At 43.7% G+C, this 1,243-nt stretch carries 1 protein-coding gene; it reads right to left on the bottom strand.

The window, feature by feature from the left end; translation table 11 throughout:
- Positions 1–30: 30 nt before the first annotated feature.
- Positions 31–1,181, bottom strand: a protein-coding gene (locus tag ACED53_RS23450; protein ID WP_102579792.1) for an IS3 family transposase whose coding sequence is annotated in 2 segments (ribosomal slippage) — positions 31–938 and positions 938–1,181 — 1,152 coding nt in all. Because the reading frame shifts where the segments join, the coding sequence is not laid out codon by codon here.
- Between the last annotated feature and the right edge of the window lie 62 nt (positions 1,182–1,243).

The raw sequence follows: 1,243 nt of genomic DNA, 5'->3' as shown, positions 1-1,243 counted from the left end.
TGATCTGCTCCAGTAAGACTGGACACCGCATTAAGCGACATATTGTTTTTCAAAGTTAACTGGGCTTAGATACCCAAGAGCACTGTGCCTTCTTGTTCGATTATAATCAACTTCGATGTATTCAAAGAGTGCTTGACGCATCTCTTCTCGGGTCATTATCGGCTCGTATTGGACGGCTTCTACTTTCATTGAGTGGAAAAAGCTTTCAACACAAGCGTTGTCCCAGCAATTTCCCTTCCTACTCATACTTTGCTTTAGATTATGAGCTGCGATTAAGTCGCGGTAGTCTTTTGAACAATATTGGCTACCTCTATCACTATGGATAATCACTTCTTCTGGCATACCTCTGCGGAACAATGCCATTGATAGCGCATCACAGACCAGAGTTGCGGTCATTCTGGTACTCATTGACCAACCAACTACTTGCCGTGAGTACAAGTCGATAACAACGGCTAAATACATCCAGCCTTCGCTTGTCGCTAGATAAGTGATATCTCCAGCCCATTTTTGGTTTGGTGCTGTCGCATTAAAGTCTTGCTCAAGCAAATTCGGGGCTACAGGAAGTCTATGCTTACTGTCTGTCGTACATTTGAACTTACGGGCGGTCTTCGCGACTAAGCTCTGGCGCTTCATGCTCGCGGCAATGGTTTTTACATCGTGCTTATTACCATTTGCCTCAAGTTCTTTTTGAATGCGCCTTGCACCGTCGCGTTCCTTTTTATCATCAAAGACTTCTCGAACTTTGTTATCAAGCTGCTTGCGGTGCTCGTTGCGTTGAGTGACTTTATGGCGATTATCAATCCAATAATAAAACCCACTTCGAGAAACCCCAAACACCTTAGCCATACGGATAATCCTATATTGCATCAGGTGTTCGAGCATAAACTCATAGCAATCTATTTTAGATTTTTCGCGAAGTAGGTGGCGGCCTTTTTTACGATATCTAGCTCTTCAGCTTGCTCTGCTAATAATCGCTTGAGCTTGGCATTTTCAGTGGCGAGTTCTCTTTCTCTATCGCTGATTTTCGCATCTTTTTTGACGGCTTTACGCCACCCATAAATTTGAGATTCATATAGTGAAAGCTGTCGTGCGGCGGCAGCGACACCGACTTTCTCTGCTAACTTAAGCGCTTCGGCTTTAAATTCAGGAGCATGTTTAATTCGTGTTTTCTTAGTTGTCATTGTTCACCTCGTTAGTGATTGTACTCACTTAACTCAGTGTCCAAAACTTCTGGTGCGGATCA

The organism is Vibrio sp. 1F169 (assembly GCF_041439605.1).
Classification (GTDB): Bacteria; Pseudomonadota; Gammaproteobacteria; order Enterobacterales; family Vibrionaceae; genus Vibrio; species Vibrio tasmaniensis_A.
The sequence above is the reverse complement of the archived record's forward strand: the minus strand, read 5'-3'. Positions and strand labels throughout refer to the sequence as shown.